At 55.4% G+C, this 10,300-nt stretch carries 8 protein-coding genes; 7 read left to right on the top strand and 1 reads right to left on the bottom strand.

The window, feature by feature from the left end:
* The first annotated feature begins 412 nt into the window (after window positions 1-412).
* The 6 genes from FJ147_24450 to FJ147_24425 all read left to right on the top strand — a co-directional run bounded on the left by FJ147_24450 (window position 413) and on the right by FJ147_24425 (window position 8,308).
* Entirely contained in the window at window positions 413-934 is a 522-nt protein-coding gene (locus tag FJ147_24450; protein ID MBM4259037.1) for a hypothetical protein, read from the top strand.
* A 315-nt stretch (window positions 935-1,249) separates the two neighbouring features.
* Window positions 1,250-3,388, top strand: a complete 2,139-nt coding sequence (locus tag FJ147_24445) for a hypothetical protein (protein MBM4259036.1) — start codon at window positions 1,250-1,252, stop codon at window positions 3,386-3,388.
* A 29-nt stretch (window positions 3,389-3,417) separates the two neighbouring features.
* Entirely contained in the window at window positions 3,418-4,629 is a 1,212-nt protein-coding gene (locus FJ147_24440; GenBank protein MBM4259035.1) for a hypothetical protein, read from the top strand.
* Window positions 4,630-5,281: 652 nt separating this feature from the next.
* Window positions 5,282-5,887 (top strand): hypothetical protein, encoded by a 606-nt coding sequence (locus FJ147_24435; GenBank protein ID MBM4259034.1) that lies wholly within the window; start codon window positions 5,282-5,284, stop codon window positions 5,885-5,887.
* A complete protein-coding gene (locus FJ147_24430; protein MBM4259033.1) occupies window positions 5,854-6,384 on the top strand; it encodes a hypothetical protein in 531 nt (176 codons plus the stop codon). Before FJ147_24435 ends, FJ147_24430 begins: the two co-directional genes overlap by 34 nt.
* Before the next feature lie 598 nt (window positions 6,385-6,982).
* On the top strand, window positions 6,983-8,308 hold the full coding sequence (locus FJ147_24425; GenBank protein ID MBM4259032.1) for a LamG domain-containing protein: 1,326 nt from the start codon (window positions 6,983-6,985) through the stop codon (window positions 8,306-8,308).
* A gap of 167 nt (window positions 8,309-8,475) precedes the next feature.
* On the opposite strand, the gene FJ147_24420 is transcribed toward FJ147_24425, so the two are convergent.
* The gene (locus FJ147_24420; protein ID MBM4259031.1) at window positions 8,476-9,216 is read right to left on the bottom strand and encodes a dienelactone hydrolase family protein; all 741 of its coding nucleotides are present in this window, start codon (window positions 9,214-9,216) and stop codon (window positions 8,476-8,478) included.
* A gap of 482 nt (window positions 9,217-9,698) precedes the next feature.
* Here FJ147_24420 and FJ147_24415 point away from each other — a divergent pair, with 482 nt between their 5' ends.
* Complete coding sequence (locus FJ147_24415; protein MBM4259030.1) at window positions 9,699-10,229, top strand: hypothetical protein; 531 nt, start codon at window positions 9,699-9,701, stop codon at window positions 10,227-10,229.
* Window positions 10,230-10,300 lie beyond the last annotated feature (71 nt).

Below are 10,300 nucleotides of genomic sequence, written 5' to 3'. Positions count from 1 at the left end.
AGGCCTACAGGTCTCCGACGATGAGTTTCAAGCGCTCAATATCAAACCCGGTAAGTTTCATGGCGATTGGAACTATACGCTTCTTCCTCGCTCTTAATCGGTAACTTAATTCTTGCCCATGCCTTAGGGCACACGGCACCGCTTGCGTATTCCTGAGATGACCTCAGCGCCTCCTTACAATATCGCTTTCTTTAACAACTCAGCAAGCAAATTTTACAAAAATTTTACCAAACTCTTACAACTTGCTTACGACTTCCGCTCCTTTTTTCGCTACATGCACTCTCACGACAGGGAGATAAAGCGATGACCCTTAACGTTCCTGGCGGTTGTCATTCAAAAATAGGAGGGCGGGTCGCCCCACCCTCCACTCTAGATTGAATCAAGACATATTCCAAAACAAAGGAGAACGACCATGTTTCGCCGTTCCTTCACTGTGAGTTTTTCCCTGATTGTTGGACTGCTTGCTTTCTCACAATTCACCCAAGCTCAGTCACAATTGGCACAAGTCCAAGCCCCCAAAATCGAGGCCCCGATTAACCCGAACCTCAAAGATGTCAAACCCAACCTTCCTGGCGGTGGCACCGCCGCTGCCAGCAAGATCCAAATTACCAATATTGCTATTTCCTCACAGGCAGAGTGTCCAGTGACATCAGAAAACGATTGTGTCACTGTCAAATGGACGCTGCAAAATCCCCCGACGATCTTTACGGGTCTGAGCTACGAAGCAAGTGGAAAAATCGTCCTTGATGGCACCCACACCGTCAACGCCACGGCGAACCCGATTAACAGCGGGAATGCCACCAGCGCCGTTGTCAAAGCATTCCATGTCACTGGCAACAAAATTACCGGAGCAACGGTGACGGTAAAGCTTTTCGGTCAGGTTGGAACAACAAAAAGTTTGATTACCGAGGCGACGCAGACAGCGACGTTCTAATCACCCGGCCTCCTACGCGAGCCACTATCTCGTACCGTGTCTCATAACTTCGTGAGCAGTTGTAGGGCGTGCGCAGCGCGCCAACTGCCTGGCGCGTGGTACGCGCCCTACGATTTCACCGCTCATGAACTTGCGAGACACGGGACTAGGGTGAGGGAATGGAATAAGGAACTCCACACTTTTTCCCCTCATCCTGACCTTCTCTCGGTGGGAGAAAGGACCCACACCTGTGCAGTCGTGGTTTAACTTAGTGCCATTACGCCAAAGAGGGAGGACAGGATGTGAGGAACAATTTACACGGACCACCTGCATTTCATGCGCTCTAGAATACAACATCGACGTCAGCAACTGCGGGGAGCACACTACTGGTTATGTTCCCTTTTGCTTGCCGCACTGCTCAGAACTCCGCTCGCTTGGGGCGAGCCGATTCAAGTGACGCGCACCAACTGCGCTGCCGAGAACCAATGGCTGTATCCGACCGATGCCGTCGAACTGCGCGTGAGTCGCTTGCCCACGCCCGAGGAAGGACACTTTGCCCTGCTGCTCGGCACCCTTGATGTCACCTCACAGCTCAAGATGTTGGGGGCCGATCTGACCTATACCCCCACGGCCCTGCCACACACGAGTGGCCCGCACGACGTGGTCTTGTACGTCGTCTCGCCGGCCAATGACTGGACCGAAGTCGGACGGTTGCCGCTCCGCGTGCTCACCCCGCGCGGCTTCAAAACTGCCGAGACCACGCCCAAACTCGACCTCAACTGGAAATCGCGACTGGCCGAAAGCCGCAACACCGGTGCTGGCGCCACCGATCGGCCCAGTCCCTTCAATGACTTCACTCTCCAAGGCGGCTTAGACACCAACTTTGCACGCGGCGACTTTCTCGTCAAAACCCAAGCCGCCCTGTTAGGCAGTAGCCGCGAGAAGGAAGCGCTGCGCTTTAGTCAGTTGCGCAATAGCGCTCCCAAGCTCGACCTCAGCTCCTATCTCGTCGATGTCACGCGCGGCAATGCCCAGTTCTCAATGGGCCACATTACCTATGGCACCAATCGTCATCTGTTGCGCAATATCGCTACTCGTGGCCTGGTCTTTCGCTACAAACTCAATGATCGCTTTGATGTCTCCGTGAATACCATGACAGGCCGCAGTATCGTCGGCTATGACAACTTCTTGGGCCTGGGCGATCTGGGACGCAACAACATCACCTCAGGCACCATCGGCGTCGATCTCCTGAAGAACGGCTGGGGGAACGTGCGTGTGGAAGGGATGTGGATGCAAGGACGGCTCAAGCCACAGACATCCTTTAATGTCGGCCAGATCGCCGATGCCGAGAAGAGCCGTGGCTTTGGCCTGCGGTTAATCGGCAGTGCCTGGAATGGGCGGATGCGGACGGAGTTGAGTTTTGCCCGCAGTACGTTTGACAATCCCAACGACCGCGCCCTGAGTGGCGGCGCCGCGCTGGTCAAGATCAAACAAACCGCCAACAATGCGCGCTATATCGATCTCGCGGTCGATATTGTCCAGAACTACACGCTCGGGTGGGGCAAAGCCCTGTCCCTCACGCTCAGTGGCTCCCATGAACGCATCGATCCGCAGTTCAAGAGTCTGGGCATGTTCACCACCGCCAATCAAGATATCAACCAGCTAGGCCTAGACGGCAACTTGGGCGAGTTGTCCTTTCAACTCCGCCATACCTGGACCGAAGATAACCTCGACGACATCGCGACGATTCTCACCACCAAGACTCGGAATGCCACGATCAACTTTGGCTTCCCACTGCGCAGTCTCTTCAGTGGCACCCGGCTCGATGCCTGGTGGGTCCCAACCATCAACTATGGCTTTGGCTGGACCCATCAGTTCAGTCCCAACAAGCCACCATCCGACCCCGACGGGTTTCGGCTCGACAATATCCCGGACCAACTCGATATTACCCACACCACGGGCGCCAATTGGTCAGGCGCGTGGTGGCAATGGTCGCTGAGTTACCAGTTTCTGCATTCGTTTCAAGACAATAGGCAACAAGGTCGTGACCTGGCCGACTTCACCAACTATGCGCACCTGGTGACCCTGAGTCTATGTCCTCACGCCACCTTCTCCTTCACTATTGGCGGGGGCTGGACCGATGCCATCAATCAAGAACGCAAGCTCACCCGCATGACGCGCACGGGCAACATCGGCTTTGACTGGCAGTTTCTCCCCAACTGGGCGCTCACGGGCACGTATAGTTATACCGATGAAGATGACTCCAGCAGTTTCTCCATCGGCCGCAGTTTTCTGCTCGACACACAAATTTCGCGCACGTTTGAGGTGCCCCTGTACGGCACGAAGAAGGTGCCCTGTCGCTTCTTCTTACGCCATGCCTTGCAATCCACGCTCGCGCGCGATCGGGTCTTTCTGGTCGCCACCGACTCGGCGGTGTGGACCGTCGATGCCGGGGTGAGCGTAAGTTTGTTTTAAGGGATACTTTCATGAGGACCACGCGCTTCATCCTAACTGGGCTCTGTCTTCACAGCCTGAGCATCATTGCCCCCGCCGTGACGGTCAATCCCACCGGCGTCAATACACGCATCAACGGTCCAACAGTTGCCTTTCTCACCTTCATTGGTCTGAACGATCAACGGCCGATGGAAGGCACCTGGTGTGGCGCCATTAACCCTGATGGCTCCTGTGTCGCTGGCACCATCTTTGGCGTGCTGCCACCGCGGAGCGATTTTTCCACCGCCAGTGGCGGTCGCAACTTCACTGACATCATGACCATTCCCCCTTCGGTCGCACGGCGGGCCTATCAAGATGCACTCCGTGGCAATGCCTCAGAGTTCTTCTATGTCCGTCGTTTTCAGAGCCTCAGCGGCGGACCCGATGAGTTCGTGCCCGTCACCTGTCGCATGGCCGGTGGTGGGGCACGTTCGCCTTTAGCTCTCACCGAGGTGCAACTGCGCTTCAACAATAACGACGCTCCGATCCTCGCCGTGAACCAGGGCCAGCCGCTGCAACCGTTTCGTGCCGAGATTCATTACAACGGCAGTGGACGCCTCAAAGGGCGCTGGGAAGTGGTCGTGCCTGGTGATCCCTTACCTGAGGAACGAGACCTCTTGACCGAAGGCACCTTACCGTTGGAAGAACGCGGCTTACAACGTCGCTACACGCTCATTGACCGCTTCGACACCTTCCTGGCCCCGACCGGCAAGATCACCCTGCCCGGCCCAAGTCCGGACAGACTGCCACGCGCCACCGATGGCCTGCATCTGATCCTCCTCCGCGTCGAAGCCACGGACGATAAAGAGGCGGGCTCCGTGTTCGGCCCAGGGCAAGTCGACAGTGGTGGTGTGGCAGGTTTTCCCCTGCCCGTCCTGCGCTACTATGTCGGCGCCAACCCCCAAGGCCTCCACCTCGCCACGCGCACCGCAGGCGGCATCCAACTCCTCAGTCCCCAAGACAAGGCCACACTGCCAGCGGCACAGAAGCTCACGTTCCGCTGGGCCGAAGAGACACGCACGCATCTCTATCAACTCGAAATCACCAAGGAGGAGAAACCCCTGTTCTCGGCCGTCATTAACCAAGGCACGACCGAGTACACCGCCCCCTCCTGGATCAAGGAGCATGCCGGGACACCATTGCAGTGGCGCGTCCAAGCGCTCGGTACCGATGGCGCATCGCTCTTGCAGTCCGAGTGGCGGACGCTGCAACTGCAGCCGTAAGGAAACGCAGCAAGCCGACGAATTTCTGCTTCTTCAATGTGAACCCTGAAACATGGAACCTGCAACTACAACCCACACAGGAGACCTCTCATGAAGCGACACCTGTTCATCGTCTTCATTACCCTGCTCTTCAGCGTAATCTTGCTCACACAACACGCCGCAGCACGACCAGCACCGGAAGTCGGCGCGCGGCACCCAGGAGACCGGATCGCAGCAGGAAGAATTCACAAGTAAAGGAAGTACCGTAATGGTTCATCGTATCGACCTTTATAGGCGCGAGCGATGAGATTCGGGTGAGATTGCTTCGCTGCGCTCGTAATGACGGCACGCACTATGTCATCGAGAGGAGCACTGCAACGAAGCAATCTCACCATGCACTCTTTGAAACCGAGGAGACATTACCTATGGACTTACCGCACTCTCACTTCAACCCGCACAACCCATCCCATCGTCCAAGACGTCGGCGGCGCTCATTACTGCACTTGCGCACTACTGTTCTCCTCGTACTCCTGCTGCTGTCAAGCTTCTGTCCGCGCTTCACACCAGTCACGATGGCAGCAAACGACCTTCTCGTCTTCACTGTTGGTTAGATATCTTTGGCGGACTGCTCGGTAATATCTTTGGCTCAGAAGAACGTGGTGGGACTTTCGTCATGCGACCAGACGGCACCGGCTTACGACAACTCACCTCGTTTCAGTCGTTCAATTTTCGCTATGAAGGGGACATTTTTGCGCTGCCCGATGACCACGCCACAGTGTCCCCTGATGGCAAACGGGTGCTGTTCTCCTCCAGTTGGTCTGATGACAACGGCGTGCTTGGTGGCATTGTCGACTCCGACAATTACGAGGTCTTCATCATGAACATCAACGGCACCAACCTTCGTCGCCTGACCAATTCACCCGGCTTTGATGGCGAAGCAGTGTTTTCACCCGACGGCACCAAGATCGCCTATGTCTCAGAGTGTGGTGGAGAGACCGCCTCACAATGTGTGCTTCACGAAAGTATTTATATCATGGACCCCAATGGCAATATTCTACAGCGGGTGACATCCTCATCATTCAGCGATGTCGAGCCCGCCTGGCATCCTGACGGCACCAAGGTCGCCTATACCCGGGTTACCGTCGAAGGTGGCCCCAAGGTCGGAGACGAGCAGAAGCACATTCGTATCACCGATGCTGACGGTCTCAACAAGAATGACCGCTTGCTTTTTGATGCACTAGTCCCGTGTCTCGCAAGTTCATTAACGGAAGCAACGTAGGCACACAGCAAGTGTTACCGCAGACTGTCACCGTCACTGCAGGCGATAGGATACAATTCGCATTTTCCTGGACCCATCCTGAACGGTGGCGGAATCTTTCTGACCTTCATCTGCGCATTGTCGATGACACACAGCTCCTGCTGTGGACCCGCTTTAATGTCCAGGGCAATGTACTCAGTCTGATCGGTGGAGATAAGCCCCACGGGCCGCAGGCAGGCACGCCAGGTTCACACGGGTTCTTGCAGAATACGAACGTTTGGGTAGACCTCAAAGACAGCGCGGGAATCGCTAATGGACCTGACGATCCAAGGGCAGATTTTTTCCACACCTGCGCCCTCTTAGCTGAGGGCACTACCCGCTGCTGGGGCAACAATTCCTTCGGCCAACTCGGCAACAATTCAACAACGAACAGTTCCCTTCCAGTCACGGTTATTGGCCTGGCCGGCACCATCACCGGTCAATGGACGCGCAATGTCACGATCACTCCAGAACCATAACGTGTGAACTGCTGTAGCAGGGTAGTGTGTGCTATGCGCACGCGGCGTCGCAACGCCGTGATATTCGTGCGCATAGCGCACGCGACAGGCTTCTTTACACTCCGAATCGCACGACCGAACTTGTTGTAGCAAACAGCTCACTCCGCTCATCCGATCTCCAACGGGAAACCATCAGCGCGGTGCGTACTCATCACCCTACAGAAGATGCGAACGCTCTCTCTTTTCGTGTCCAGCTCCTCCACATGCGGTCACCTGATTTTCAGACAGTGTATCCATAGCCACATCTGCACTGCCATCGCCATTAACATCACCGGCAGCGAGCGTCGCGCCCGATTCCCCTGCATCCATTAAGACCCTCATCGAGGCGCCACCATACAGATGGTCGGTTTCGCTTCGACATTGTCACGTGTGAAGTACCAATGCGGACGTGCTCTGGAGGGGCACGAGGCAGGCCTGAGCACCAGGACCTATTAAAGAAACAGGCAAAACCTCCGAAAGAGTCTTACAACGGTGGGGCGAATTATAACGTTCAGTGATAAATCTGAAAACGACTTGCCGTTAGCGCTTCTCGCCGCGAGTAGACCTTTGTGAGGAAAGCATGGCATTTTTTCTCCGCAACGTTAGCACTAACCTGTCCATTCTCGTAATAGTGACGTTTACTTTACTCGCGACCACGGCGAATACTCTCGCACAGTCAGTCCCCACTCAGGGACTGCACGGGTACTGGCGGTTTGATGAGGGTAGCGGCACAACTGCAGTCGATACCTCTGGCAATGGTTACACAGCCACCCTCTCAAATGCCTTGGGCTGGGCAGCCGGCCAGAGCGGGACCGCCTTAGCCCCTGGCGCTAGCGCTCTCGTTCTTCGCAACGCAGTACTGGAATCGCCACAAGTGACCTTCGCCCTCTGGATGCAAGCCAAGGCCGCGCCGGTTCCCTATGAGGGCCTGGCTGGAAAAACGTCGTCTGAGAATTGGAACGATGGTGACGGCTTTTATTATGTCAGCAGCTCAGAAATCCGCTTCTTCGTGAATACCTGGTATCAAGGTGTGGCGCGGGCGCCTATCATCCCGACGACCTGGAATCACCTTGTGGGAACGTATGATGGCCGGACCGTGCGCCTCTATGTCAACGGCGTCGAAGGGACCGCAACGAATTTTACCGGCCCGTTCTTTCATGGCGGTGCGCTGCTCATTGGTCGGCTGCCCGGCACCAGCAACCGTCGCCATACTATTGATGACGTGCACTTCTACAATCGGGCCTTATCCGCAGCAGAAGTCCACTCGCTATATACCGCTTCTGCAACGCTGACTGATAACATCCCTCCGTTGCGCACCAACGGCACGCCTTCCGGCGCGCTGGCAGCCGGCACCACGCAGAGCACCTTGACGCTGAGCACCAATGAGAATGCGACCTGCAAATACGGTCCTCTCGCGGGGAAGAGTTACGACACATTGCCGAATACCTTTTCCACTACCGGCGGACTATCACACACTGTCACAGTCAGCGGATTGCAAAATGGCCAAAGCTACACTTACTACGTCCGCTGTCAGGACAGCTTTAGCAATGTTAACGCTGATGACTTTCTCTTGACCTTCGCCATTACGGCTTCGTCTTCCTCTACTACGACTCCACCAGTCGGTTCCGACCCAGTACCGACGACCAAGCGTCTCACCTGGATCGACAGCTCAGATAACGAAGATGGCTTCAAGATCGAGCGCAAGGTCGGCACCGCTGGAACGTACGTCCGCCTTGCTGTAGTTGGGGTCAATACGACTACATACACAGACACAGAGACCGTCTCTGGAACGGTGTACTGCTATCACGTTCAAGCATTCAATACCGCGGGAGATTCTCCCTTCTCCAACGCGGCCTGCACAACAAATCCATCCACGGCAAACGTTACGAGCGCCCCCTCTCCATAGGGGAATGGCATCAAGTTAGCGGCTTTTCGCGCCCTTCGACTTCCCCTTCGACTCCGCTCAGGGTACGCTCAGGACGAGCGGTCATAGGCCCGTTCATGCTGAGCGTAGACGCGCAGCGCCGAAGTCGAAGTGCGAACGGGTTCCTTAAAGTCTCCCTAGACGGATTCTTACTTCCCCAATTCCTCAGCGAACAGTTTCTTCACTTTGGCCCACGCATCGTCTGCCGACGCCTTGTCGTACGATGCACGTTGGTCACAGAAAAACCCGTGGTCGGCGTTTTGGTAGACAACGACTTCGTTACGGATCTTCTGCTTTTCGAGTTCAGTGCGAACGGCGTCGACTTGATTCATGGGAATGTGCGCGTCTTTGGCACCAAACAAACAAATGATCTTGCCGCCGATTTTGTTGGTTCTACCGATCGTCGAAGGTTCGCCACCAAAACCTTTCTCGCCGGCGATGCCGCCACCATAGAAACTGGCCGCAGCTTTGATCTCGGTTTCACAGGCCGTGAGATAGGTCACATGCCCACCAACGCAGAATCCCATCGCGCCAATCTTGTCGCCTTTGACGAAATTCTGCCGCTTGAGAAATGACATCGCGGCACGGGCATCAGCGACGATCTCACTGGCTTTGAGCTGCATGAGGAGCTTGATGCCACTGTTCATTCCCGCTTCATCATAGCCATACTCCACCCCTGGCCCCGTGCGATGAAAGAAATCTGGCGCCAGCGCAACATATCCTTCACGTGCCACACGTTCAGTGACATCACGAATGTGCGGGTTCACACCAAAGATCTCCATAAACACCAGCACCGCTGGACGTTGGGCATTATCGGTTGGCCGCGCCATATACGCGCTCATGGTTTTGCCATCGAGACCAATACTCACACGTTGCGTTGTAATATCCATTACGGGCACCTCCTCTTTCGTTATCGTCGGTCTCTGTTCATCACAGCGACTTGTATGGTGTCAAGACAGCCATCCGTAGAGACAACAACAGGTCGAACCCTACAGAGAGTTTCGGACAGCATCAGCCATCGCGCCCCTAGATCAGGGAAAATCCCGACTTGCTTTTTTTCAGCGTTCCTCATACACCCTGTCCCGTTAGAATTCAGATCTTGGGACTTTGACGAGGTCTCCCTCAAAAAAGGAGGAGAAATTTCGTATTGGATCTGGCCGCGCCAGATCACCTCAGAAGTATCGCAACACAATCACAACAGCAATTAAAAATCTTTACCTTGACGAAGTACGAAGGCGGCGTAGGAAGCCCTGTTGGTTGTGGCTGTTCTACTGGTGCAAGCGTCGCCCTCCCGTCTCCACGCATACTCCACCGGTTTGCGTTCTCGGACACAAACCACAACATCCTCAGGACGGTCAGGAGGGAACTACCAATGGAACCAATCCGCAATCGGCTTACGCCGCTGCATCAGCCCTCGATTTCACGCGCCGCGAAGTCTCATAGCCGCACGCATAATTCTGTAACAACCGTTGTGCGGTTCCTTTTTCAGCATTCATCTCCGCACCTGACTGCTTTGGTGGCGCTTGCGCTCTTCCTGCCACTTGCGCAGTTGACGGCTGTCGCTGCTACCGATCCAATTGGCTACTGGAAGTTCGAGGAAGGAGCAGGAGCTACAGCGGCAGATTCATCGGGCAATGGCTATGTAGTCACCCTCTCCAATGCTACAGGATGGACGACTGGCAAAGTGGGCACGGCCTTGGCCGCTGGAACGAGTGCAACCGTTGCTTCCAGTGCGGCGTTTGAACCCGCGCAACTGACATTTGCCCTGTGGGCAAAAGCGACCTCTGCTCCTACTCCGTACGAGGGCGTGGCGGGCAAAACTTCTTCTAGCAATTGGAATAATGGATACGGTTTTTATTACCTTAGGCGGTGGCAGGAAACAACTTACCGCAATAGTGATTGACCGGAGTGGAGAGCCTCTGCACAAGAGCAGGGATGAGAGACGAGACCATTGTGTGCTGGCTTCGGTCTAAG

This window comes from Deltaproteobacteria bacterium, assembly GCA_016874775.1.
Classification (GTDB): Bacteria; Desulfobacterota; Binatia; order Bin18; family Bin18; genus VGTJ01.
This window is presented reverse-complemented; position numbering and strand designations above follow the sequence as displayed.